This is a genomic window from Candidatus Peregrinibacteria bacterium, from assembly GCA_016699145.1.
GTDB lineage: Bacteria > Patescibacteriota > Gracilibacteria > UBA1369 > 2-02-FULL-48-14.
The window spans coordinates 874,873-895,673 of sequence record CP064962.1; the positions used below are offsets into that span (position 1 = coordinate 874,873).

Here is a 20,801-nt window from a genome sequence, read left to right on the forward strand (position 1 = left end):
GTAAGTCTCGTATTCAATGCTCCATGTGCGAAGAATCCTCTTCCGAACCCCTTGCATTCTCCGTCACTTCAAACGCAAAAGGGAAGGTATAGATTTGTCCCCCCACTTGGAACTGGGTGAAACTTTGATAAAGGCCCGGTTCTTCAAAAAGCACCTCAAATTGAAGCCCGTCTTCCACCGGGTGACTGTGCAAATAATCTAAACTTTCGCTACGCAAAATGACGCAGTGCCCCTCAGCCCCCAAATAAGGTTCAAGTTCCACTTCTTCACCGTCTTTTTCCACTTCAAACGAAAGCTTCATTTCAGTGCCAGTGAAAAGAGTTTCCGGAAAAATTGGACTTACGGTAAAAGATCCCACAGGGAAAGGCTCAAGCACACCCGCAATCAAAGGCTCAGCCACAAACTGAGGCTCCTCCCCCACTTGCACCGAACTTTGTAAAACCGTTTGGGTCAAATGTTCAGGAGTGAAATCCGCATAAATTTTATAAGGCCCATTTTTTGGGAAAGCCAAATCCACACTGAATTCGCCCGTCTCTTTATCAAAATCGGGATGAAGGTGTTGAAATTCCGTCAAATCTTCACGCACCACAACCAGATGCAAAAGTTTTTCATGCACCCGCGCAAAATCCTTCAGCACTTCCCCATTGATGTCCCGGATCACAAAACGCAACTCCACCCGTTCCTCTGGTGTCAGGTTTTCCATATTGGAGGTGAGCTCCAAATGCATGCCAGCAGGGGCATGAACCAGGTTTAAAACACTCCAGACCAGGGCTGCAAAGAGCGCGAGATTAAAAATGAAAAACAAAAATTTCCAGGGTTTTTTCGCAAAAGTTTTCATGCGCCCAGTCTAGAGGTTAAGTCAAAAAAAGGGAAGGACAAGAACGCAGAGAATTTTAAGCTGAAAAAGTTGAAGACGAAAGAGACCTAGCTGGCTAAGTCGACTGAGGATGAAGCTTTTGTAAGCAAAATAATCCAGTTCTTGCCTTTAAGAGTGGAAGGATAGGCACGAAGTCAGTGCCGTCCTAAACACTCTGATCTTTTTTTGACTTAGCCTCCGGCATCACAAATGGCAAGACCCAAGCCCTCGTTTTGCCAAGTACTTTTGGTGAGCCTCTTCCGCCCGCCAAAATTTTGCTTCGGGCACAATCTGAGTCACAATTTTCCGCTGATGCTGTCCGCTTGCTTCCAAGGCCGCCAAAGAAGCTTCCGCCTCCGCCTTCTGCTCCGGCGTGCTGTAAAAAATCACACTGCGGTATTGGCTACCATAATCCGGCCCCTGACGATTCCACTGAGTCGGGTTGTGATTGTTCCAAAACACCTCCAGCAACTTTTCGTAACTCACTTCACCCGGATCATATTGCACCTGCACCACCTCGGCATGCCCTGTTTGATCGGTGCATACATCTTGGTAACTCGGATTCTCCAAAGCCCCACCCATGTAACCCACAGCCGTTTCTTTCACTCCGGGCACAGCACGAAAAGCCTCCTCAACTCCCCAGAAACATCCGGCTCCAAACGTGGCGATTTGTGTGGTCATTTTCAACTGAATATGCATAAGCAATGTTGATAAATTTCAATGAATTTGTAAAGGTGAAGACCACAGTTTGCTAAGCCTACACCATCAATTGACGAACAAAATTCGCCTTAAAAACCATGCCTTGAGGCACCCAACGTCCATGCACAATAAGGGGGTCTTCATCTGGGACAAAGCGTCCATCAATGAAAAATAAACTTCCATTGGCATTTTCTGGAAGGCTCCAATTCTGTATTAATAATTGCCCATTTTCGTGCAAATGGGAATAGATAAGATCGAGTATCGTCTCAGACAAAGCAAGCCAAATAGGATATCTTCGAAAGCCTAAATCTTTTTCACACTTTGTTATGGTCACGATTGCATCGCGCATGCCCATGACAAAAGAACAATTCGACTCAGGCCGAAAAACCTCCTCAATCATAATACGGACATGCTCCAAAAGGGCTGAAAGCTCGCCTTCCAAGTGAGCCTCAATGCGCCCCGATTCCATGAGCTGAACATGCTGCACCATGTCGTGCATGGCCATCTTTGCATCTTCAGTAGAAGCAGCAACGGTAAATCCCTGACGTGGATAGCTCGTTTTGGGCTGCCAGAGCACAGTTATCCCATTCCACCACGATGCATCCTTCTTATTGAGGTCCACATGAAGGGGGAGGTTCCGCATGAGATCTGGAAGTTTACTGGTGGGCAAATCAGCCAGGCCCCTGCTTACGCCAATATTTCTTACAGACAGCACTCGCTCTCCACAACCTCTCCTTCCAGGGTCTCTCGAAAGGAATTCAAGCACACTTGCTTTTGCTTCTTCATCCTCCGACAATGCTCGATAAATCGAATCCATAGCCTAAAAATTTGGATAAACTTAAATAGGACCCATTGTATCACTCCCGTCAAGCGTTGCGCTCGAGTCATTCCTCATTTTGGGCAATTACCAATTCAGGATGTTTGCAAAAATATTTCTAACCTTGTAACGTACGGGAAAAGAGGAAGCATGAATTATGCAGAAACGAAGTTACTTACTGTCACTTGAAGAAAATAAAGGAATTCTAAAACAGAAACTCAATAATTTAATTAAGAAATATCAAGGCCAACCCGTTGGGAATGGATATATTGATATTATTTTATCTTTTGAACAAGCCTCACATTTTATCAAAGATTTAACAAAGCTAGGGATCGCAGTGGAGACCATAAGCTGGTGGTGTCATTGCCTTGCAGGAAACGAAAAGAAATCAACGTGCCCACATGGGTATGGTGGACCTCGAGCGAAATACAGAGAAGGCTGGTTCAGTGAATTGAGTCAATACTCAGATATAATGGAAGAAAAAGAGTTAAACGAATCTGTGGAGAAAATAAACGAGAAAGCTCAATTAAAATTGAATACGCCAGAACCTTTTTTGAAAAAACTTGCATGCTTAACGCCTGGCCTTTGGCTATATGTGCCTGAAGACTGGCAAAGAGAGTGAAAATGCAATCCTCTCAAATGTTTTGGCGGAGAGGGCGGGATTCGAACCCGCGATACGGTTACCCGTATGCCGCTTTTCGAGAGCGGTGCCTTCAACCACTCGGCCACCTCTCCTATCAGTTTTCTACTCCCTCGTAAGCTTCCTTCAACGTCGCAATATCAAACTTCTTCATTTTCAAAAAGGCTTCCGTCACACGTGCCACTTGCTCAGGGGCGCCTTTTAGCAGCATTTCATCCATAATCGTGGGAACAATTTGCCACGAAACGCCAAATTTATCCTTCAGCCACCCACACTGCTCCGCTTCGGGAACCGCCGATAATTTTTCCCAGTACGCATCCAGCTCTTCTTGAGTTTCACAATTCACCACAAAAGAAACGGCTTCATTGAAACCGAAATCATGCACCCGCGCACTGTCCATGGCCGCAAAAGGCTGGCCTTCCAAGGTGAAACCGAGGTGCTTCACGGTTCCCTCTTTGTCAGGCTCTTCTCCTGATTCATAGCGCAAAATATGATCCACCTCCACCCCACGAAACACCAATGCATAAGAATGAACCGCTTCTTCGGCCTTACCACACTGTTCTCCCACAAACATCAGCGTAGGCACAATGCGCTTTTGCACCGATGCATCAGTCGTAAACATCACTTGCCATGAAAGCCCGTATTGATCCTGTAGCCATCCATAGCGCTCGCTGAAAGGGTAAGCACCCAATTCCATCAGCACCTTGCCTCCTTGCCCCAATTTTTCCCACAGCGCGTCGACGGCCTCTTTGCTTTCACAGGTCACCAAAAAAGAAATCGCCGGCGTGAATTGAAAGTACGGACCCGCACTGATCAGGCTAAAATCCATCCCCCACAATTCGATGGTGAGCAGATCCACTGAACCCGAAGGTGTGCCGCTGAGCGTCGTGGAGCTTTTGATGCGTGAATTTTGAAAGGCGTCCACATAAAACGCTGCCGCTTCTTTGGCTTCTTTGTCGAACCATAAATGAGGAGTGATTTTTTGCATGGATTCAAATGAGATGCCCACAGTTTACACGCCCTCAGCTGCTTTTGAAAATTTGAAAAAGCTGCAATTTGGACATTGTCTAAATTGGAGTTTTTTAGCTTTCCCACGCCGAAAACGGGCAAAACTATTGACAAAATTAAAACAATGTCATAATATCACACCGCAATAATTTTAATGTATGGCAAATCAGTTAGAAGACGATGCAAATGGCGGGTCAAGGCTAGAAGACCTCGTAGGTTCTATTGATCAAAAGGAGCAGAAGCCGGGCAGTTTAGTGGTTAGAAATACAGAAGATTCAGAGCTAGACCGGGGAGATTTAGAATTAAATCGAGAAGACTTAGAGATAGAACTTCTTCTATTACGTGAGAAACAAAGAAAGGCTTTAGTAGCCGCTCAATCAGCAGGAAAAGATACTGAAATCAAACAGGAGGCACTTCCTTTAGAGGCAGAAATGAAACCATTCTTAGCACGCATCAAAAAAATTAACCTCCAACTCTTTAATCCAGAACGTTTGCTAGCACTTTCGCCAGAAGAATTGAAAAAATCTTTAAGCCTTTTCTTGGATGTTTCTGATCTTACACAATGTAGAGAGCAATTTATGGACACTATTTTGAATCCTTTCGTGGCTCATATTGTGCCATTATTAAACAGTGAAATGGAGGATTCAAAGCGGGCAGCCTTACTTCAGACATGTGCACTGCTAGATTCAACGCACAGTACAATCATGGCCGATCGAAGGCTTCCACGGCCGGCCATCATCTTTCAACCCTTAAAAGGCATTCTTAAAAGCTTGAAAGACTCCACCTCTAAGCCGTAATAAACTCCAAGACTTTTTCCGCTCCCGAAGCAGGCAAAAAACTATAATCGAAATTGAAGAGGCTAAAGTGCCTCCGGGAGAAGTTTCAAAACACCCTTGAAAACAAAGGCTCACTGATTTAGCGTGACGGCATGAAAGCTTTTTTGATGCTGTGTGCGGTATTCCTCTTGGTGGCGTGCCAACCCGTGAGTTTTAATGTGCGCTGCTACGAGATCGTTGGAGACCCAGATGGAACCCGCTTGATTATTGATGAGAGCCCTTCAGCACCCATGCTCACCATTACCGATCCTGTGGGTGGGCAGCCGGTTGAAGTCCCAGGCCGTTTAGAGGAAGGGATCTTCGTTTATCCCGACGGGTCTCATTTGAACTACAATGAAGAAAGGGCTTGGTACGACGAAGACGCCCCCTTTAGTAGGGGGGATCGAGGCGCTGGCTGTGGCTTGTGAATAAAGCCACGTTTGCTTGATCCACAGGAGGGATGCTCGGGTGGATTGGCTTTTGAGCGTACATCCGTTATTTTGTAAGTGTATGCCCAAGAAATTCAGGCGACCGTCGAGCTTGACAAAATTAGCAAAAAGACAGATAATACTATCTTAAACAATAAAACACAGGACAGTATGGATACCCCAAAACCTCTTGAATCTGGTCCGGACGGAAGATTGGTTATGCGTATAACTGAGCGTACAGGATTTGAGGCCATGCTAGAGAGAGTGCAAGACGATGCTTGGGCTCGAATGAGCTCTACGATTCCGAAGGCAGAAGAACCTGCTGCTAAAGCCGGAGAATCAGAAAATTCTACTAAAGAGCGCGTCATTTTTATGGGAAAACTTAAAGAACGATATGAAACAAATAAACACGGTATTGCTTGCCACAGTGATGTAACATGGGGAAAAATTGAAGCCAAATTGAGTGCCAATCCAGCAAAGCTAGATGCCTTGAAAAAAATGGATGATTCAGGGGGTGAACCAGATGTGACTGAGGTCCAAGGAGAGAATTTCCTTTTTGATGAGCTAGCGGAAAAGCTGCCAGCCTCTCGTAAACAGGCAACCTATGGTGACGCCTTTTTGGCAGCAGAAAAAATGCGTGGTGATGCCAAATTGATGCACCCTGACCGGTACAAGAAACTCGGAAATGAGATGAAAATTGTGATGGACAACACTGAAGGAGATTGGGTGTGGCTGGATACTTCAGACAGAGAAGGGTTACTAAGCCAAAATCAAGCGATCTGTGGCTGTCAACGTAAGGGGACTGTTCTCATGGGATTATGTAAAGATAACGATCAATTTCGCACCCTCGATGATTACCAAGCATTCCGTTGCTCGATAACGATCTAAATTGAACTTTAAACCTTTTTTCCCTCAAAATGCCTTTACCTAAATTACCGCAAATACCTGAAGTAGGGATGATCTTATATCGTGGTTGGGATAGAGAAGAAATTACATCTGTCACCCCAGTGAAGGATGGGTGCTGCAGGGTGACTTTTAAAAGTGCAGATGGACTACGGGAGGTAGAATATTCAGTCAAAGGTACAAGAGAGGGGATTATGGCCCTGTTTACCCCTGAGTGGTCGAATGAAGCAAAAGACCTTCCTATTCATGATGATATTGCACGAGAGTTGGCAAGAGAACTGGGAGTTGAAGATGTCACAGAAAGAATAATTGGTATTGTTCGCGGGGACCTTTCAAAACTATACAAAAATATTTCGATCGGTGCTCAAGAGGGTGATTGGCATCTTCTGTTGGAAAAGTTGAAAGAGGTTAAGCAACAATTCGGAATTGAAAGAATTGAGCGTTGGGGGCAGGTCTCTAGTCAAATTGATCGTTTTAGAAAAGAAACGAAATGTGTTGAACTTGGTTTACCAGTAGATGCTAGCGATGCTGACTTGAGACGAAGAGAAAACATTCTGTCAATGGCTGAAGGGCTTGTAAGGTGCGGTTTTGCTAATGGTCAACAGGATTTGTCTCTTCCCCAAGCACATGCTGGATTTCAAGAATTAGCTGCCTTTCTAGATGCTCAAGAGCCACTTTTTGAGTCTATTCAAGAGTATTCTGCCTTATTAGATGAGTATGCTTGGAGATGTAATATGCTTTCTTACGGTATCGCTGATCATGATGGAAAGATAATATCTCTTGGTACATCTTTTGACAGAAAGGAAGTATCTCAAAGGTTACATAATCTTAAAGCTAAACTCGGACTGTCAGAGGGTATCCCTTTTGAAGAAATCGAAAAAATCATCTTCAAAGATGCTTTTGAAGTTGAGAAATCTAAAAGACCAGAGACATTTGAAGGGATTGATCCCAAAATGTCAATGAAAAAGCAGTTGCAAATTCTTGACGATCGAAAACGTAAAGCTGTTGGAATATCAAGACTTCCTGACGTTGAAAATCCAAGTTGGCATCAGATAGCAGGTACATACAGTGAAGGATACTCTGGAGTAAAAGGCAATCCGCTGAATAAAAATGGAGGATGGTCTAATGAGGTGCGGCATTTTTTTACCTCGTATCATGAAGAAGTGCCTGCTGTTCCACAAGTCGGCATGTTGGTAAAGAAGCTCTGTGGAGTTATCATAGATATCAACTGGTGTGTTTCTGGTGGATTCTTTTATTTAACTTGGCTATTGCCCGATGGGACTTGTAAACGTGCCCTCTTCACACCGACAGATGGTCATGACAAGAATTGGTCTACGGTGGCTCCAATCAGCTCCACAAGCCAAAGTTAAGTCCTCACAGGCCTCAAAATGACTACGCTGCCTCGCTACAATCCACTATAGCGTTGAGGAATGAACAATCTTCTTTAAAAATTTGATCATAGAATCAAGCAAATTGAACCCCACATCGTTACTCTCTTAGGAGAAATAGATGGCATTCGAGGCGAGTTCAAATCCGGTTTACGAATGAGTCCTCATGCGATTACCAGCTTGCGCCGATCAGTGCTAGTGACTTCAGCTGGAGCATCCACTCGTATTGAAGGGGGCAAGCTTCAAGACAGATCACGATACCATCGCTCCCTGGCTTAATTTCTTTCTTTCCATTGTTCAAGAACAGGCAACGAATGTTGTACTGCCTACGGTCCGTCAGTCTCTTGAGCGCTTAGTTAAACTAGTCTCGATCACTTATTCTTGATATGCTGGAAACATCCTTTCCACGCGTTATGGAGAAGAAGCAAACTTTTTGGGTGAAATTCAAACCAGAATATTTCATTTGGCTTGGGTTGCTTTGGGGGCTGATCTCCTTGGGGTTTACGCTTTTGTTTATTTTTGAAATCTTCACATTGTATGACTATCTACCAGACTTTCTTACTCCAATAATCGGATTGAGCTTTTTTGTCTTTTTCCTTTCCAACGATGGTTTCAATGGTTTAGCGATGACTGAAGCATCTAGGAGCTGTTAACATAAGACTTTGAGTAAAAGTGCCACAAGGCAGAGGGAGATAAAGGAGGCATACATCAGGTCTAATTTGTCATAGCGAGTTGAAATTCTTCTGTAATTTTTCATTCGGTGAAATAGGCGTTCAATCTCGTTGCGGTAGGCATAAATGTTCTTGTTGTATTCCCACGGAAATTTCATTTTTGCCTTTGGAGGAACGACTGGAGTTATGCCTTTTCTTTGCACAGCTCCAGAACTTTGTAGCATGAATAACCTTTGTCCATAGCCAAATGATCTACTGTTTTTGGAAACGAATAATCTCTCAAAATTTGTTTTCCAACTTTCACATCGCTCACTTCACCACCTGTTAAAACAAAGTGCATCCCATGATCTGGATCTCCAGCAATCATGTGAATTTTTGTAGTGTACCCACCTCTACTTCGGCCTAACGCTTGTGGCCCTTTTTTTCATGGCTCCCGCTGCACTGTGGTGCGCTCTATTTGTTGTACTGTCCAGGAAAGCTATTCGCACTTGAAGTACATCTGCTACTTCAAGTGCTCTAAGCATTTGTCCAAAAGTCCAGATTCGCTCCACCGTTTGTATCTTGTATAAATCGTGTGCCAGTCATTCTCTTTTCTCTGTAATCGTAGGGCATTTGTCTCCATGCGCACCCTGTTTTAAGTACATAACAAATGGCATCCATGCAACGTTTCAGTGGAATCTTTTCAGGCTTTCTGGGCTTTGGAAAATAAGGCTGGATCAGTTTGAACTGTTCATCCGTTAGCATCTGGTACATGGCGTTAGGGTTAGAGTAACTTCACTCTACACCACTCCTCTATTTATGTTAACAGCTCCTAGTGTGGTCAAGATAGTTTTTATTTATGTTTTAGTGCCAACTGGGTTTGGGTTATTTCTCTCAAAAAGAAAGACAAAATGGGCAGTTATTACAAGTATTTTTATTTATTTGCTCCTAGACAGAGGTTTGAGCTTTCTTTTCTTTCTAGCATCTAGTGCCTTCTAAATACGAAAGAATTATCTTCGAGCTCAGTAAAAAACTCTTAAATATGAAAAATTCAATAGTGCATTTTATACCATTTGCGCTGACGTCGGCTTTCTTGCTTTGTGGGTGCAACTCAATACTCTACACAGAAGTGAAAGATTACCACAAAGCACATGTAGTCGATAGAACGGAAGAAGAATGGCAAGAATATTGGGAAGCGGGCCGATGGGAAGACGAGGAGGTACTGGTGAATGGTGTGATCGTGAGCTCGTACATCCATAGTCGTGCAGACTATAAAGTAGATATATGGAAGATCGAGCAGAGTTTTATCACTAAAGAAGATGGGATTATTGTAAAAGTGAATGACATATTTGTAAGAACAGAATCGGGCACGGATCTAGAAGTAGCGTACCAACCCTCCGAGATCCTAATGAAGTGGGATGAAAATTTGGGATATTACAACTGGTTCGAAAATGAATTTGCACAATTCGAACTGGATTTTGAAAATGACGAAGCCTTGACCCTTGGAATAAATGTGACTGTCACCAATCAAGGTAAAACAATCACTGAAACACGTGAATATACTTTCTATCCCAAATGGAGAGAGCATTTTAACCTCTCAAACTAACCGCGCTATGTAGTGGCGGAGAGTCAATCATACACAGTTTAGGGTGTTTGCTAAGCAGTGTTTATAAAGTATTTTAACCCCATGCAACTGTTCAAAAAATTATTTACATCGATATTCATTTTATTATTTACAGGATGTTCCTCCGAAGTAGAGCTCCCTTCCTATGTAACGACTTATGAGTTGTCCATGGAAACAGCCCAGGAGCTCTCAGAAGGTTTTTTACTGGCTTTGGACGAGGATCCAGAAAGCACCAAGAAGTTTGTATACGACACATTAGAGAATGGTGAGGACGTACTACAACTCATTGTCGAACACAGAAGGTTCCAAACTCCACACAGTATAACGGTCACTCAGCTTGAGCATGGGGAAGGAACCCTTCCTACAGGGGAGATTTTCTTCAGAACGAATGCTATCGGTACTTTCACCTGCGAAGGGAGTGATCATGCTTCAGATTTTGACCTCATGTGGATGTACAACGAAAAAGACAATCGTTGGGAACTTCTCAGTTTCAATCTTGAGGCGTGTTAATTCAAACCTAATCTGGCGGAGAGTTGTAGACGACGTTAGAACCGCCATCGAGGCTAATCATACCCAGTTCAATGTCTTTACGAAAACGGTATTGGCGAATGGCTTTGGTGGGACTAAATGAGGTGACTTTTAGCGATTTGTCTTTTCACTTTACAAGGCCTTTATTGTAGCAGATTTTTCTGCAATAATCGGGGCACAGTTATTTTCTATTCCATTTATGAAACACTTTTCCTTGTCACTCCTACTGTTAAGCCTTTTACTTAGCGCCTGTGGCGGACCTCAAGTAGCCGACTACGCCAATGGCTCCCTGACGTATGATTCCTCTATATGGAACTATAACGCAGAAAGAATGCTTTTGGTCGCGAAAAAGGATGAAACCTGTTGGGTGAATTTAACAGGAGGAAACCCTTCTGATATTCTTCCTGGCAGCCTTACAGATAAAGATGCAGTCGTAAATGAGGGAGTGACACTTTACAAAACAAGCACGGGCGATGTTCCCTTTGCCTCTTTTGAGAAAGATGGAAACACTTTCTACGCTCTCACTGGAGGGATGGATCTTAGCCAAGACCTCTGCATAGGTTACGTTAGCGCATTGGCTAACGCGAACTAATGAGTCCGAGAAAAGTCGAACGCCCTTCCTACTTTAGGTAGTGGATTTATACGCTCGTAGCGCATGCTTTGTCATATGTTTTGTGTTCTCAATAAGTTCTACAAAGCGGTGAAAGTGCTGCTTTGGACTCCATTCGTCTACGGTGGCGGAGAGTTGTAGATGACGTTAGAACCGCGATCGAGGCTAATCATACACAGTTCAAGGTGTTTACGGAAAGGGTTTTGATAAAAACATGCCCACTGAAAACCAAATAAACACAGCGTCTTTTATACTGGGATTGGCATTTTGTTGTATCGGTAAAGATAGCTTTCGCGGAAATCGCGGATAATACCTTCAATCAATTCAATATGATATTCAGGGGCTTGGATACCATAAAGCGCAATTTCTCGTTCCAAGGTGGGACCTTTCAATTTAATAGTGCCAAAATCGAATAGGCGACCAAAGAGTCCTTGCTCCAGTTCTATCTTTTCGATATTGCGGATAGAAACGATTTCTTTTCGAATGAATAAAATACCTCTCTTGTGGATAACGTGAAGGGTATTGATTTCGTAATATTCAAATCCCCAACTCATAACGATATACACACTAAAAAAGATCTGAACCACCAAAATGAAAAGGCCAGTCCAAAAGTTATTGATTTGAATGGCAACAGTCAGAAGGAAAGCCAGAAGTGCAAGAAGGCCTCCAAGCAAGAGTTTTACGAGAAGGAGCACGATAGTCTCTCGCAAAACCTCCTGCCTGGAGAAAGAGCCTCCCCCTAAACGATGTTGTCTTTCCAGATCTTCCATCGCGATAAGAGTTTAAGGATATACCTTACTCTGCTTCTATCGAAAGGAGCTTTTTTTCCTTTTGCTTCTTAGGAAGACGAACAGTCAAAGTCCCATTTTTAAACTTGCAGCTTGCGTCGGCAGCATCTACATAACTTGGGATCCCAATTTCTTGGTAGATGGAGCCATAGCTGCGTTGCTTTCGGAAGTAATGCCGATCTTTGTCCTCCTTACTCTCCTCTGTTTTCCCTTGTATCACGATTCTTCCATTTTCCACATTCACCTCTAGATCTTTGGGGTCATAACCTGGTACCTCAATTTCGGCTACAAATTCCTTGTTCGTTTCGTAAACGTCAGACTTTGGCATACCAATAGAGCTGAAAGAACTCACCAGAGAGGGGAAGTTTTGGAAAGGGTCCCAAAACGATTCTTCAAAAAGACTATTCATAACGTCTCGAACCGTTGGGAGATTGCGTTCCTGAAGTTGCGTATTTTTCATGGTTAAAGAGGTTAAAGAATAAAATTAGCACTCAACATTTTAGAGTGCCAAGAGCCAGTCGTCAAGATTTTTTAGTAAGACCTTGAAAATGGCTAGATTGAGAAATCTTTCTGATTTTGATAAAAGTGTTAAAAAGTTCTTAAAAGAAGGATAGAACTCGACAATACCTTAAAGAAGCCAAGAATCTTGGTTCTAAGCAACTGGCGGAGAGTCGTGGACGACGTTAGAACCGCCATCGAGGCTAATCATACACAGTTCAATGTCTTCGCGAAAACGGTTTTGGCTAACGGATTTTAATGGTAACAGAGGCGGGTACTTTAGAGCGATTGGCTTTTGAACCTACATCTGTTATTTTGCATGGGTAAAACCGAAAAACGCACGCAGTTGACAGAATCGCAGAAAAGGCGTATCATTCTCTCTTAAACTATAATAAGGACAGTATGAATTCACCCACACCTTCCGGGCACTGGACGGGCTGAATCCGAACACTTAATGGATTAGGATTTTTTGAGTTTTGTGATTTCGCGGTGCACCAAAAGAGCTTCTTTTGGGGTGAGATAATTCAAACACTTGAGCGGTCTACGATTGAGTTTTTCTTCAAGCCTTTGAATGAAAGCTTTACTGTATTTTGAAATATCACTGCCTTTAGGAATATCTTTCCGAATGATTTTATTCGTGTTTTCCACTGTGCCCTTTTCCCATGAATGATAAGGGTGGCAAAAGTAGATTTTAATGCCCAGCAGCTTCTCCAATTCCTTGTGTTTCTGGAAGAGAATATCATTGTCCGTAGTCATGCTTTGAAGCTCTGGAAAACGTTTTGGATTCGCAAAAAGCCTCATGAACTTCTTCAATCGTCACTGGGAAGATCTTTTCAAGAAATGAAACTCTTAGTTTCCTGTCCACAGCAACCAAAAGTGAACCCTTTCCCGTTTTCCCTGAAACTATGAAATCTCCTTCAATGTCTCCCACATCTTCTCTCATTTCTATTCTGTTAGGACGCTCATTTATGAACGTTCTGTCCGAAAGTTTTGAAAGTACTTTGGGCCTCTTTCTTCGATGTTTTGTTTTCTGCTCACGTTCATACTCCAAAGCTCTTCCATAGGGGCTTTTTAGGAAGCGATAAATACTGTCTTTGGAGGCAAAAAGGAAGAGCTCCCTCTTGGCATTTGAGTCTCCCAGAAATAGCGGCTGGAGAAATATCATCTCTTAGTTTTTCTTCTACGAAATCTCTCAATTTCTTGTTCATTGCAACTTTCTTCCCTTGAAAGCGAGCGGAGCGCCTTCGTACATAGCTTTTCTGCTGTGCTTTCTTCGGGTTATAGCTGCCATTCACTTCATTACGTTTGAGTTCATCTGAAACAGTTGAAACACTTCTCTTCAGACTTTTAGCGATAGCTCTGAGCGAATATCCTTTCCCCTTCAGTATGAATATTTCATCCCTCTCACTTTTGGAAAGCTGTGAGAACTTCTTAGCGTTTTTTTCATGAACTCATCTTACCAAGTGTTCGGATTCAAATGAGAATCTAGGCCGAAGTCCGTTCGGCAGAAGTAAAGCAAGCCGCTCACATGGGGCGCGTCGCCAACCGAGCAGCTGCAATTCCATTACTGGAAGCTCTCCTTGCCGAAACCGACAAGACGGCAGTGCTTAATGGATTGCGAGCAATAAGAATCGGAGGAAACCCTTTGGGCTTTGAAGCAGGGTTTGAAGCAAAAGACCTTCCAGCTATTAAGGAAGCAATTGGTGAAGTTATCGCCCAGATGCGAGAACTGAACGGTGAAGTCGCTGGACTTTCAACTGCTATAAACAAAGGTCTCGTAGGAACTGCTAAGACTGGACTTGAACAGGAAGGCACTTATGAAACTCAACTCGAAGGTCCTCAAGTGGAATGGGTAAGAAAAGGAATCGAAGCTCGTTATGATCGTACCCGTCTTGTTAATGCTCCGCTCCTTGAAGAGGAAGGAGTACCTGCTTTCCCCGACAAAGAAGCAGCTCTAAAATCTGCTTTGAAGCAACTTACTCGTGAGCAGGTTGCTTACATGATGGAGGAGGGTCGCTCCCCATTTATGTTCCAGATGAAATTGGTTGGACCTAGTAAAAAAGGAATTGATTTGCAAAGGACTCTTGTTAATGGGCAGCCAAAGAGGATGGGTACACCCAAGCAAGGGCAACAAGAAATGTATGTATGGGAGGGTGCTGAACGTCATTTAGCCAGCAAACCTGCTGGAAAAACAGAATGGAAATGGGAATTTGTTCAAGGAGAGCAAATCATCGAACCTCAAAAAGAAGATGACGTTAGCTTACTGGTAGAAGACCGAGTTAAACAGGTAAGACGTGCTAGACCCAAAGGAATGCGAGGTACAGACCGTTATACCTTAGCTACGCTTATGGCAGATGGCTTAGAGGCAGGAAAACCACTCGACATTCGCTTCAAAGGAGATGCGATGAATACCGAAGAATATGAAGTGTGGAATGCTACCTTGATGGATGAAGAAGGTGAGTTGACAGAAGGTCAATATCGTTGTCTGGTTGGCGGTGGTTTCGTTCCTAATGATCGGTACGCGTACTTGTATAGATTCAGCGTGCTTAATCGGAATGGTGGTGCGCGTTTCCGCTCCTCGGTTGATGGGTCAATAGAGGCTTAGTATTTGAACCTTTTTCTTCCTTAAAACTTTATCTTTTATAGACCGCCGTAAGGCGGTCTTTCTTTTTCCAATTTTACATTCTAAACTACCCGTGGTGGTGAATAGCCACTCTCGCTACTTTGGCGGGGGCTACCACAGGCTCAAGTCCATAAAACAGACCTCGTGTGCCATGTGAAGCACAGTCTGGGATGAGAGAAAAAGCACATAACCCATCACGTTGAGCTGAATCTAACGTCACTAAGGACGTTGAAAAACAACTTCATGGTTGCGACTGCTCGGGAAGAAAGGCAACCCAAGGGCTAAGGAATACGACTTCTGCTTCAAGCCACTCCTCATCTGTGGAGAATGCGAAGGAACCGTGACAGCCGAGCGTAAACAAAAAATCATCAAAAAGACGGGAAACGTTAAGGAGTATGTTTTCTACCATTGCACCCACAACAAGAAGGATGCCAAGTGTCAGCAACGATCCATTGAAGAAGAGGAACTCGAGAAAGCCATGAGGTTAGAAATGGCAAGTTACACCATTCTCCCCCAGTTCAAAGACTGGGCGATTGAGATGCTCAACAAGCACAACGACACTGAAATTCAGCAGCGCACGAAGATTCATGAAATGCAATCCAACGCCGTGCTGACGGTACAAGGTGAACTCGATAGCCTCACCCAGATGCGCTACCGCAACCTTCTTGATGACGAAGAGTTCTTACGACAAAAGAAACAACTCAAGGCACGACTCGCAAAATTGGAGGAAGAATTGGGAGATACAAAACTAAGGGCGGAGAACTGGCTGGAACCGACTGAAAAGACTTTCGACTGGATCACCTACGTGGTTCAAAACTACGAGCTGGAAGACTTTGAAGGGCGTAGAACCATACTCCAAGGATTCGGTGCGATCTTCGCCATCCGCGACAGGAAGCTAAAAATGCAGCCTCACGAGTGGCTTGTACCCATCGGCGAGAACTACAAACAGCTTGAAAATGAATACCTTAGCTTAGAACCAGCAGAAAGGGCTTTGCAAAGCGGTGAAAGTGCTGCTTTGGACTCCATTCGTCTACGGTGGCGGAGAGAGAGGGATTCGAACCCCCGAGGAGGACAGGCCCCCTAACGGTTTTCAAGACCGCCGCTTTCGACCGCTCAGCCATCTCTCCGCGACGAGCAGAGCCTATACAAAGAAATCAAAGAGTTCAAGTCTGGTTTCTTGCAAGTGCTTATGCTACACTCGTTGAGCATATTACTCCCCCACCATGAAAAACAGTCTTCCTGCCAAAAAAATCCCTAGCTGGGTCATTATTCTAGGACTTTTACTCATCGCGGGCTGGTGGTTTGCGAGCACTTACAACAGCCTCATCACATCCAAAGGAATGACCGAAAAATCCTGGGCACAAGTGGAAGCGGAATATCAGCGCCGTGCAGATCTTATTCCCAACCTGATCAGCACCGTGAAAGGAGCCGCCGATTTTGAACAAAGCACCCTAACAGAAGTAACGGAAGCCCGCACTCAATGGATGCAAACCGCAGATAGCCCTGATGCCACTTTGGAAGAGCAAATGGCAGCCACTCAAAACTTTGACTCCGCGCTCTCTCGCCTTCTGGTCACGGTGGAATCTTACCCCACCCTCACCGCAACCGAAGGATTTCAAATCTTTCAAGCTCAACTGGAGGGAACAGAAAATCGAGTGACCGTGGCTCGCATGGATTTCAATACAGCCGCAACAGCCTACAACATCAAAGTTCAACGCTTCCCCACTAAAATAGTGGCCAGTCTTTTTGGTTTCGATCCCACACCGCTCTTTGAAGCAGAAGCAGGCAGCCAAGAAGTCCCTGAAGTGGACTTTAACTTTGGTGATCCCGAAGCAGTCACTCAATAAGCTCCATGAAATTTTTAACTTGCCGGCTCGGGGCTTTTTCTTTGATAGGGGCCCTGCTCTGGGCGTCACCCGCCTCCGCTGAACTTCAAATCCCAAATGCCCCTCAGGGGTACGTGCTCGATCAAGCAGAAGTGCTGGCTGAAGCCACCGAAAATCAACTGCAAAATGATCTAGCGGCTCTTGAGGCCACAAACAGCTCTCAATTGGTGGTGCTCACCGTCGACTCCTTGCAAGGCTATGAACCAGAGCAATACGCTCTGGCCGTGCTGCGCGGGTGGGGAGTGGGACAAAAAGAATTCAACAATGGACTCGTCTTCTTAATCGCGCCCAACGAACAAAAAGCCCGCATTGAAGTGGGTTACGGTTTAGAAGGAGCCATCACCGATGCGCAGTCATCGCTCATTTTGAGCAAAGTGGCCATCCCCTCTTTCAAAACAGGCAATTACGATGAAGGGGTGCTCGCCTCCATGGAAGTTTTGCAAACCCTGGCTCGAGGGGAAAGCTTCGATCTCAGCGCTTACGAAGACACGAACGTCGAAGAAGGGGCTTCCATAAACGGGATTGGACTATTTTTCCTCTTCTATTTTCTCCCTTTGATTTGGGCCTTTTTCAGTTTTTTGGCCGGCAGCAAATCGTGGTGGTTGGGGGGCATTTTTGGCGCCATTTTCGGAATCTTCATTGCCGGTCTCATCGGGGCTGGAATAGGAGCTTTGATCGGTCTTTTTGTAGACTACATTTTGTCCGTCTATTTCTTTAAAAAATTACTTCCCAAAAAAGGTCGTGGTTTTTGGTGGGGCGGAGGTTCCACTGGTGGTAGTGGCGGGGGTCGAGGCTTTGGCGGTTTTGGAGGCGGCAGCGGCGGAGGTGGAGGAGCCACGGGCGGCTGGTGATTTGAATTTGCCTTTGAAATGCTTTTAAAAGGACTCCGAAGAGCCCTTTTAAAAGCCTCAATAGTAGAGGCTAACGTTTAGGATTGGACCAGCAATCCACCAAGCAGTACACCGCGCCCACTCCCACAATGAGGTAGACGACGGATTCCACTGTGGGCCATTGCCCAAGAAGCATATTGACCAGGTTCCAATTGGAATCACCGATCAGTGCTCCGAGACCAATGAGGCCCCAGTTGAGGGCTCCAATGAACATCAAAGCCCAGGCCACGGTACCCAAGGTACCAGAAGATCCTTTTTGCATAGAAAAGGGATTAAAAATTAAATTCAACCCCCATTATAGGTAAAAACAGCGCATCCCTCTAAGCAAATCTCTTTCCACACCCTCGCGTAGCAAAGAGAACTTCTGATCGAGACCATCAATTCATTGGATCAATCCCAGTTCGTAAGCGCCCATAAGAGCCATAACCGCATGCTGATTCCGGTCCACCTGCATCAGCCAATCCCCTTTGCTTCCATAAAATCCGCCCCAGGCGGCGGCTTCAAAATCCTCTGCATTTTGGTCTTCCATGGGGAACTGCAACTCCATCACCTTTTCAGCACCGTTTCGAATGAAACGCGCATAACAGCGGGACCGTTCCTCATCCCCAACTCGTTCAGCCAATTCATACGCTTTATTCATACCCTCCGAAAACACCGCCGCAACAATCCCTGCAGAATTCAAATTGGGATCGCACTGCCCTTCGCTGAACTTTTGCACCATGAAATCATTCATAGCAAAAATAAAATCAGCGGCCGCTTGCTCTTCTGTATTTTCATAATATTTGAAAAAAGCTTGAGTTTGCCAAGGCACAAAAGCGGTATTGGGATTCTCCTTAAAATAAGCCTCATAATAAGGCAGGGCCTTACTCACTGCCTCCAAATAACGCGGCTCCCCCGTGTGCTCGTACAAAGACATGAGGGCCAAAAGGGCCTCGCCCGGGTAATAATCCACTCCTGTTGCACGATCGGAGTAAAAGAAAGTGTCCAATTCTCCATTTTCAGCCTGAGCATACAAAATGCCATCGGCCAACTCCCGCATCAATTCTTCTTTTTCAGGGTCCTCGGATTCTAAAAGATTCAAAATCATAAAAGCGCTGTAGCCCAGTTTCACTTTTTCAGGAGTGATATTCACATAAGTGAAGCCATTTTCCTCATCCTGGACCAAGCTGCTTTTGAAGTAATGCAAGCCCCTTTCAGCCAAAACTTCATAACGTTCATCCTCTAAAAAATCCGCCAAATGGTAAATGGACCAAAGCGCGCCCATTTCTCGCATAGAATGGCTTTTTTCAGGGTGAAAAAACGTTTTGGGTGAATACTGATAATGAATGAACGACTCGTTCTGATTGTTCAAAAACCACTCGCCTCCCGCTTGAATAGTGGCCACCGCTCCACTCGGAGCTCCACAGCTGCTGAAGAGTAAAAATCCAAAAAGAAGTGCTCTCAGCTTCATAGAATAGCTGTCAAAATCACAGCTGCGGTGATCAAGCTCACCAAGGTTTGACTGGCGTTGATCAGCGCAATCTTAAGCGAGCGACCTTCCCATAAGAAACTGGAAAAATTGAGGGGAAGACAAAATCCAGCCCAGATCCACAGCACCGTTTCCATGGCTTCACGGTACATGTGTTGCAAGTCACCATCGCTTGTCACAAACAAAAAGTGCGCAAGCACATAGGTAGACAAAATTTGCAGCAAACCACCCACCACAATCCCTTTCGTCATTTGTTTTTTCTGCTCTTTGGTCATCGTCTTTGGAACAGTGCTGTGCCCCAACACTTCCTTCATCCACACAGGTCCAAATAAAAGAGGCGAATACCATAGCCATCCAACGGCAAATGCAGCCAAGGCGGCAAAAACAAGAGACAAGAGTTCAGCGGGTTCCATAGCGAGGGGGTTAGCCACACCCACTATACATGAACCCGCAAAACCCTTTCAAAATAAAGTAACAAAAAAGAGGACCCTTTTGGAGTCCTCTTTCTCTAGTTCTAAAAAATTAGAATTGGTTGTCTTGGTCGTAACCACCGTTGCCTCCACCAAAGGAGCCACGGTCTCCACCACGGAATCCTCCGCGGTCTCCAGAGCGGCCTCCGCCGAAACCTCCACGGCCTCCACCAAAGGAGCCACGAGGACGTTCTTCTTGAGGACGAGCTTCGTTTACGATCATAGGGCGACCATTGAGGTCGTAGTTGTGGAACTTAGCCACAGCTGCTTCTGCTTCTTCGAGGGTTGCCATTTCAACGAAACCGAAACCCTTGCTGCGTCCGCTCATGCGATCAGTGATCACCATGGCAGATTCAACGGTTCCAACTTCAGCGAAAAGAGCGCGGAGATCGTCTCCGGTAGCCGAGTAAGGAAGATTCCCTACAAATAATTTTTTAAGTTGCATTGTCATATACGTTTACGTTTAGTAGTTGATATTACGATGTGTCGACCTACCGAACGAAACGAATGAACTTCTACGAACGGCTTACTCATCACAGGTATTATACGCTCTTTCTTAGTGGAAGGGAAGCCTAAATGCGTACAATAATGTTTTCAGCCGCTTTACGCACCTTTTTTGCAGAAGCATATTTGTCATCCCCACGGTAACCCACGGCACAAATCACTACCGATTTGAGCCCCTTCGCCTCCAGATCAAGAATTTCATCATATTTGGCAGGATCAAAACCTTCCATAGGCCCCGCATCGATTCCTTCGAGAGCACAAGCCGATAAAAACACACCCAGTGCAAGGTAAACTTGCTTGGCCATCCAGGTCGCATTGCTCACTTCATCTCGGCCCGCAATGGAGCCGATCACCATTTGTTTGTAACCGTCGAGGGTCGCAGGGTCCACTCCGCGAGTCTCTGCCGTGAGGGCAATCATCGCTTCCCCGTCTTTCACTGTCAGTTCTTTTTGTCGGCAAAACACCACTAGATGAGACGCATCCGTCACCTGAGCTTGTCCCCAAGACGCCTCGCGTAGCTTCGCGCGCAGTTCAGGATTCTCCACCACAACAAAGGCCCACGCATCGAGTCCAAATGAATTCGGAGCCAGCCGAGCGGCCTCCAAAAGCTCCTTCAATTTTTCTTCAAGAACTTTTTTAGCGGGATCAAAAACCTTGGTGGCGTAGCGCCATTTGAGAGCGTCGAGGAATTGCATAAATTAAAAGTCA

General features: G+C 44.9%; 29 protein-coding genes and 2 tRNA genes. 13 read left to right on the top strand and 18 right to left on the bottom strand.

The annotated features are described in order from the left end of the window. Positions 1-13: 13 nt before the first annotated feature. The 3 genes from IPG41_04895 to IPG41_04905 form a co-directional block, all read right to left on the bottom strand. Positions 14-838 carry a hypothetical protein gene (locus tag IPG41_04895; protein QQR54507.1) on the bottom strand — a complete coding sequence of 275 codons (825 nt, stop codon included), beginning with the start codon at positions 836-838 and terminating at the stop codon, positions 14-16. 222 nt (positions 839-1,060) lie between these two features. Then, positions 1,061-1,537, bottom strand: a complete 477-nt coding sequence (gene msrA, locus IPG41_04900) for a peptide-methionine (S)-S-oxide reductase MsrA (protein QQR55659.1) — start codon at positions 1,535-1,537, stop codon at positions 1,061-1,063. A 76-nt stretch (positions 1,538-1,613) separates the two neighbouring features. After that, the gene (locus tag IPG41_04905) at positions 1,614-2,372 is read right to left on the bottom strand and encodes a hypothetical protein (GenBank protein ID QQR54508.1); all 759 of its coding nucleotides are present in this window, start codon (positions 2,370-2,372) and stop codon (positions 1,614-1,616) included. A gap of 157 nt (positions 2,373-2,529) precedes the next feature. Here IPG41_04905 and IPG41_04910 point away from each other — a divergent pair, with 157 nt between their 5' ends. Continuing rightward, positions 2,530-2,994, top strand: a complete 465-nt coding sequence (locus IPG41_04910; GenBank protein QQR54509.1) for a hypothetical protein — start codon at positions 2,530-2,532, stop codon at positions 2,992-2,994. Positions 2,995-3,017: 23 nt separating this feature from the next. On the opposite strand, the gene IPG41_04915 is transcribed toward IPG41_04910, so the two are convergent. Beyond that, positions 3,018-3,107 (bottom strand) — tRNA-Ser (locus IPG41_04915). Positions 3,108-3,109: 2 nt separating this feature from the next. Further along, positions 3,110-4,000, bottom strand: a complete 891-nt coding sequence (locus IPG41_04920; GenBank protein ID QQR55660.1) for a VOC family protein — start codon at positions 3,998-4,000, stop codon at positions 3,110-3,112. Between the two features lie 178 nt (positions 4,001-4,178). Here IPG41_04920 and IPG41_04925 point away from each other — a divergent pair, with 178 nt between their 5' ends. The 5 genes from IPG41_04925 to IPG41_04945 all read left to right on the top strand — a co-directional run bounded on the left by IPG41_04925 (position 4,179) and on the right by IPG41_04945 (position 8,207). Further along, positions 4,179-4,817: a hypothetical protein gene (locus IPG41_04925; GenBank protein QQR54510.1), complete on the top strand. Its 639-nt coding sequence runs from the start codon at positions 4,179-4,181 to the stop codon at positions 4,815-4,817. Between the two features lie 131 nt (positions 4,818-4,948). Further along, on the top strand, positions 4,949-5,263 hold the full coding sequence (locus tag IPG41_04930; GenBank protein QQR54511.1) for a hypothetical protein: 315 nt from the start codon (positions 4,949-4,951) through the stop codon (positions 5,261-5,263). Between the two features lie 171 nt (positions 5,264-5,434). After that, complete coding sequence (locus tag IPG41_04935) at positions 5,435-6,151, top strand: DUF4256 domain-containing protein (GenBank protein QQR54512.1); 717 nt, start codon at positions 5,435-5,437, stop codon at positions 6,149-6,151. Between the two features lie 29 nt (positions 6,152-6,180). Continuing rightward, complete coding sequence (locus IPG41_04940; GenBank protein ID QQR54513.1) at positions 6,181-7,536, top strand: hypothetical protein; 1,356 nt, start codon at positions 6,181-6,183, stop codon at positions 7,534-7,536. Between the two features lie 404 nt (positions 7,537-7,940). Next, on the top strand, positions 7,941-8,207 hold the full coding sequence (locus tag IPG41_04945) for a hypothetical protein (protein ID QQR54514.1): 267 nt from the start codon (positions 7,941-7,943) through the stop codon (positions 8,205-8,207). On the opposite strand, the gene IPG41_04950 is transcribed toward IPG41_04945, so the two are convergent. From IPG41_04950 to IPG41_04960, 3 genes are all read right to left on the bottom strand, one after another. Beyond that, positions 8,204-8,449, bottom strand: a complete 246-nt coding sequence (locus tag IPG41_04950) for a transposase (GenBank protein QQR54515.1) — start codon at positions 8,447-8,449, stop codon at positions 8,204-8,206. The genes IPG41_04945 and IPG41_04950 overlap by 4 nt on opposite strands. Next, positions 8,410-8,592, bottom strand: coding sequence for a hypothetical protein (locus tag IPG41_04955; protein ID QQR54516.1), 183 nt, complete (start codon positions 8,590-8,592; stop codon positions 8,410-8,412). Before IPG41_04955 ends, IPG41_04950 begins: the two co-directional genes overlap by 40 nt. A 149-nt stretch (positions 8,593-8,741) precedes the next feature. Then, positions 8,742-8,978, bottom strand: a complete 237-nt coding sequence (locus IPG41_04960) for a transposase (protein ID QQR54517.1) — start codon at positions 8,976-8,978, stop codon at positions 8,742-8,744. 268 nt (positions 8,979-9,246) lie between these two features. Here IPG41_04960 and IPG41_04965 point away from each other — a divergent pair, with 268 nt between their 5' ends. From IPG41_04965 to IPG41_04975, 3 genes are all read left to right on the top strand, one after another. After that, complete coding sequence (locus IPG41_04965; protein ID QQR54518.1) at positions 9,247-9,810, top strand: hypothetical protein; 564 nt, start codon at positions 9,247-9,249, stop codon at positions 9,808-9,810. An 81-nt stretch (positions 9,811-9,891) separates the two neighbouring features. Beyond that, positions 9,892-10,338: a hypothetical protein gene (locus IPG41_04970; protein QQR54519.1), complete on the top strand. Its 447-nt coding sequence runs from the start codon at positions 9,892-9,894 to the stop codon at positions 10,336-10,338. Between the two features lie 232 nt (positions 10,339-10,570). Further along, a complete protein-coding gene (locus IPG41_04975; GenBank protein ID QQR54520.1) occupies positions 10,571-10,948 on the top strand; it encodes a hypothetical protein in 378 nt (125 codons plus the stop codon). A gap of 266 nt (positions 10,949-11,214) precedes the next feature. Here IPG41_04975 and IPG41_04980 read toward each other — a convergent pair whose 3' ends face one another. The 4 genes from IPG41_04980 to IPG41_04995 form a co-directional block, all read right to left on the bottom strand. Next, positions 11,215-11,736 carry a PH domain-containing protein gene (locus IPG41_04980; protein ID QQR54521.1) on the bottom strand — a complete coding sequence of 174 codons (522 nt, stop codon included), beginning with the start codon at positions 11,734-11,736 and terminating at the stop codon, positions 11,215-11,217. Between the two features lie 25 nt (positions 11,737-11,761). Next, positions 11,762-12,214 carry an Hsp20/alpha crystallin family protein gene (locus IPG41_04985; protein ID QQR54522.1) on the bottom strand — a complete coding sequence of 151 codons (453 nt, stop codon included), beginning with the start codon at positions 12,212-12,214 and terminating at the stop codon, positions 11,762-11,764. Between the two features lie 497 nt (positions 12,215-12,711). Continuing rightward, positions 12,712-13,008, bottom strand: coding sequence for an IS30 family transposase (locus tag IPG41_04990; protein ID QQR54523.1), 297 nt, complete (start codon positions 13,006-13,008; stop codon positions 12,712-12,714). Positions 13,009-13,292: 284 nt separating this feature from the next. Continuing rightward, positions 13,293-13,646, bottom strand: a complete 354-nt coding sequence (locus IPG41_04995) for a helix-turn-helix domain-containing protein (protein QQR55661.1) — start codon at positions 13,644-13,646, stop codon at positions 13,293-13,295. Between the two features lie 134 nt (positions 13,647-13,780). Between IPG41_04995 and IPG41_05000 the strand changes: the two genes are divergently transcribed. Together IPG41_05000 and IPG41_05005 are read left to right on the top strand one after the other, a co-directional pair. Continuing rightward, positions 13,781-14,857, top strand: coding sequence for a hypothetical protein (locus IPG41_05000; protein ID QQR54524.1), 1,077 nt, complete (start codon positions 13,781-13,783; stop codon positions 14,855-14,857). A gap of 265 nt (positions 14,858-15,122) precedes the next feature. Continuing rightward, on the top strand, positions 15,123-15,959 hold the full coding sequence (locus tag IPG41_05005) for a recombinase zinc beta ribbon domain-containing protein (GenBank protein ID QQR55662.1): 837 nt from the start codon (positions 15,123-15,125) through the stop codon (positions 15,957-15,959). Here IPG41_05005 and IPG41_05010 read toward each other — a convergent pair. Next, a tRNA-Ser gene (locus IPG41_05010) sits at positions 15,912-16,002 on the bottom strand. The two genes, IPG41_05005 and IPG41_05010, sit on opposite strands and share 48 nt — an antisense overlap. A 123-nt stretch (positions 16,003-16,125) precedes the next feature. Here IPG41_05010 and IPG41_05015 point away from each other — a divergent pair. Both IPG41_05015 and IPG41_05020 read left to right on the top strand, forming a co-directional pair. Next, complete coding sequence (locus IPG41_05015) at positions 16,126-16,722, top strand: LemA family protein (GenBank protein ID QQR55663.1); 597 nt, start codon at positions 16,126-16,128, stop codon at positions 16,720-16,722. A 5-nt stretch (positions 16,723-16,727) separates the two neighbouring features. Next, positions 16,728-17,612 carry a TPM domain-containing protein gene (locus IPG41_05020; GenBank protein ID QQR54525.1) on the top strand — a complete coding sequence of 295 codons (885 nt, stop codon included), beginning with the start codon at positions 16,728-16,730 and terminating at the stop codon, positions 17,610-17,612. A 70-nt stretch (positions 17,613-17,682) separates the two neighbouring features. Here IPG41_05020 and IPG41_05025 read toward each other — a convergent pair whose 3' ends face one another. The 5 genes from IPG41_05025 to IPG41_05045 all read right to left on the bottom strand — a co-directional run bounded on the left by IPG41_05025 (position 17,683) and on the right by IPG41_05045 (position 20,788). Next, positions 17,683-17,913 carry a DUF378 domain-containing protein gene (locus tag IPG41_05025; GenBank protein QQR54526.1) on the bottom strand — a complete coding sequence of 77 codons (231 nt, stop codon included), beginning with the start codon at positions 17,911-17,913 and terminating at the stop codon, positions 17,683-17,685. Between the two features lie 120 nt (positions 17,914-18,033). Beyond that, entirely contained in the window at positions 18,034-19,101 is a 1,068-nt protein-coding gene (locus tag IPG41_05030; protein ID QQR54527.1) for a hypothetical protein, read from the bottom strand. Further along, positions 19,098-19,532 carry a DUF1761 domain-containing protein gene (locus IPG41_05035; protein QQR54528.1) on the bottom strand — a complete coding sequence of 145 codons (435 nt, stop codon included), beginning with the start codon at positions 19,530-19,532 and terminating at the stop codon, positions 19,098-19,100. The genes IPG41_05030 and IPG41_05035 overlap by 4 nt, the downstream gene beginning before the upstream one ends. A gap of 109 nt (positions 19,533-19,641) precedes the next feature. Next, a complete protein-coding gene (locus IPG41_05040; protein ID QQR54529.1) occupies positions 19,642-20,034 on the bottom strand; it encodes an RNA-binding protein in 393 nt (130 codons plus the stop codon). A gap of 127 nt (positions 20,035-20,161) precedes the next feature. Then, positions 20,162-20,788, bottom strand: a complete 627-nt coding sequence (locus IPG41_05045; protein ID QQR54530.1) for an NAD(P)H-dependent oxidoreductase — start codon at positions 20,786-20,788, stop codon at positions 20,162-20,164. Positions 20,789-20,801: the final 13 nt, after the last annotated feature.

What these genes read in the sequence shown, in the direction of transcription:
- IPG41_04895 (QQR54507.1), bottom strand. Translation starts at nt 838, where the DNA reads ATGAAAACTTTTGCGAAAAAACCCTGGAAATTTTTGTTTTTCATTTTT.
- msrA (QQR55659.1), bottom strand. Translation starts at nt 1,537, where the DNA reads ATGACCACACAAATCGCCACGTTTGGAGCCGGATGTTTCTGGGGAGTT.
- IPG41_04905 (QQR54508.1), bottom strand. Translation starts at nt 2,372, where the DNA reads ATGGATTCGATTTATCGAGCATTGTCGGAGGATGAAGAAGCAAAAGCA.
- IPG41_04910 (QQR54509.1), top strand. Translation starts at nt 2,530, where the DNA reads ATGCAGAAACGAAGTTACTTACTGTCACTTGAAGAAAATAAAGGAATT.
- IPG41_04920 (QQR55660.1), bottom strand. Translation starts at nt 4,000, where the DNA reads ATGCAAAAAATCACTCCTCATTTATGGTTCGACAAAGAAGCCAAAGAA.
- IPG41_04925 (QQR54510.1), top strand. Translation starts at nt 4,179, where the DNA reads ATGGCAAATCAGTTAGAAGACGATGCAAATGGCGGGTCAAGGCTAGAA.
- IPG41_04930 (QQR54511.1), top strand. Translation starts at nt 4,949, where the DNA reads ATGAAAGCTTTTTTGATGCTGTGTGCGGTATTCCTCTTGGTGGCGTGC.
- IPG41_04935 (QQR54512.1), top strand. Translation starts at nt 5,435, where the DNA reads ATGGATACCCCAAAACCTCTTGAATCTGGTCCGGACGGAAGATTGGTT.
- IPG41_04940 (QQR54513.1), top strand. Translation starts at nt 6,181, where the DNA reads ATGCCTTTACCTAAATTACCGCAAATACCTGAAGTAGGGATGATCTTA.
- IPG41_04945 (QQR54514.1), top strand. Translation starts at nt 7,941, where the DNA reads ATGCTGGAAACATCCTTTCCACGCGTTATGGAGAAGAAGCAAACTTTT.
- IPG41_04950 (QQR54515.1), bottom strand. Translation starts at nt 8,449, where the DNA reads ATGCTACAAAGTTCTGGAGCTGTGCAAAGAAAAGGCATAACTCCAGTC.
- IPG41_04955 (QQR54516.1), bottom strand. Translation starts at nt 8,592, where the DNA reads ATGATTGCTGGAGATCCAGATCATGGGATGCACTTTGTTTTAACAGGT.
- IPG41_04960 (QQR54517.1), bottom strand. Translation starts at nt 8,978, where the DNA reads ATGTACCAGATGCTAACGGATGAACAGTTCAAACTGATCCAGCCTTAT.
- IPG41_04965 (QQR54518.1), top strand. Translation starts at nt 9,247, where the DNA reads ATGAAAAATTCAATAGTGCATTTTATACCATTTGCGCTGACGTCGGCT.
- IPG41_04970 (QQR54519.1), top strand. Translation starts at nt 9,892, where the DNA reads ATGCAACTGTTCAAAAAATTATTTACATCGATATTCATTTTATTATTT.
- IPG41_04980 (QQR54521.1), bottom strand. Translation starts at nt 11,736, where the DNA reads ATGGAAGATCTGGAAAGACAACATCGTTTAGGGGGAGGCTCTTTCTCC.
- IPG41_04985 (QQR54522.1), bottom strand. Translation starts at nt 12,214, where the DNA reads ATGAAAAATACGCAACTTCAGGAACGCAATCTCCCAACGGTTCGAGAC.
- IPG41_04990 (QQR54523.1), bottom strand. Translation starts at nt 13,008, where the DNA reads ATGACTACGGACAATGATATTCTCTTCCAGAAACACAAGGAATTGGAG.
- IPG41_05000 (QQR54524.1), top strand. Translation starts at nt 13,781, where the DNA reads ATGGGGCGCGTCGCCAACCGAGCAGCTGCAATTCCATTACTGGAAGCT.
- IPG41_05020 (QQR54525.1), top strand. Translation starts at nt 16,728, where the DNA reads ATGAAATTTTTAACTTGCCGGCTCGGGGCTTTTTCTTTGATAGGGGCC.
- IPG41_05025 (QQR54526.1), bottom strand. Translation starts at nt 17,913, where the DNA reads ATGCAAAAAGGATCTTCTGGTACCTTGGGTACCGTGGCCTGGGCTTTG.
- IPG41_05030 (QQR54527.1), bottom strand. Translation starts at nt 19,101, where the DNA reads ATGAAGCTGAGAGCACTTCTTTTTGGATTTTTACTCTTCAGCAGCTGT.
- IPG41_05035 (QQR54528.1), bottom strand. Translation starts at nt 19,532, where the DNA reads ATGGAACCCGCTGAACTCTTGTCTCTTGTTTTTGCCGCCTTGGCTGCA.
- IPG41_05040 (QQR54529.1), bottom strand. Translation starts at nt 20,034, where the DNA reads ATGCAACTTAAAAAATTATTTGTAGGGAATCTTCCTTACTCGGCTACC.
- IPG41_05045 (QQR54530.1), bottom strand. Translation starts at nt 20,788, where the DNA reads ATGCAATTCCTCGACGCTCTCAAATGGCGCTACGCCACCAAGGTTTTT.